The organism is Rhodococcus sp. BS-15, from assembly GCF_000813105.1.
Lineage (GTDB): Bacteria > Actinomycetota > Actinomycetes > Mycobacteriales > Mycobacteriaceae > Rhodococcoides.
This window is the reverse complement of sequence record NZ_BAOX01000606.1, coordinates 1-772: the sequence shown is the minus strand read 5'-3', so window position 1 is coordinate 772 and position 772 is coordinate 1. Positions and strand designations below refer to the sequence as shown.

The window sequence follows — 772 nt, the reverse complement described above, 5'->3', positions numbered from 1 at the left end:
TCCGACGAGCTCGGAACTGGACGTCGGCGCCGCACGGCGAGGGCGGTCGGCGCGGCCACGTCCTCGGTCCGCAACACCGTCAGCAGATGTGCGCCGAGCGTCAGAACCCGGCCGTCGGACCACCGCAATGTGCGACGAAATGCCCCGGGAAGCAGCAGCCACAGCGCCGCGAATGCGAAAGCGACGCCCACCGTCGTTTCCACGATCCGGTCGACGACGATGTCCTCCAGCACAGCCCCCGGATGCGTCAGTGTGCCCATCAGCAGAGCGAGCGGGGTGATGAACGTGACGGCCAGACCGTAGTTCCGCGCAACCGACACCTCGATCGCGAACTGCAGCACCATCAACACCACGATGACGGCCAGGCCGGTCAGCGGCGAGAGATAGATGGCCGAGAACAACGCCACGCCGGCGAGCGTTCCGCCGAGCCGCTGCAGTCCACGGTAGGTGCCGTGCACCCGATCGGGACCCTGTTGCAGCACCAGGACGGCACCGAGGATGGCCCAGTCCGGTCGACTCAGATCCAGCGCGACGCTGATCCCGCCCGCGGCCGCCGCCGCACAGAACACCCGCACGGCCGTTGACGCCGCATGCGAATCCCGATGCAGTGAGCGCCGCAATCGATACCCGACGCTGGGCCGAGCCAGCGGCAGCTGGTCGGACACGGAGTCGACCGTCCGGTCCGCATCCGTGCTTCGAGCGGTCGTCGCCGCGAAGGCCGGTGCGCGTCGAACAATCTCTGAACCAGCACCGGCCTCGACGACAACCGCGC

Annotated in this window: 1 protein-coding gene; it reads right to left on the bottom strand. The window is 68.7% G+C overall.

The genetic code is table 11. The annotated features are described in order from the left end of the window. A partial coding sequence (locus tag RHBS_RS28225) for an FUSC family protein (RefSeq protein WP_187298686.1) occupies positions 1 to 665 on the bottom strand: 665 nt, incomplete at its 3' end. Positions 666 to 772 lie beyond the last annotated feature (107 nt).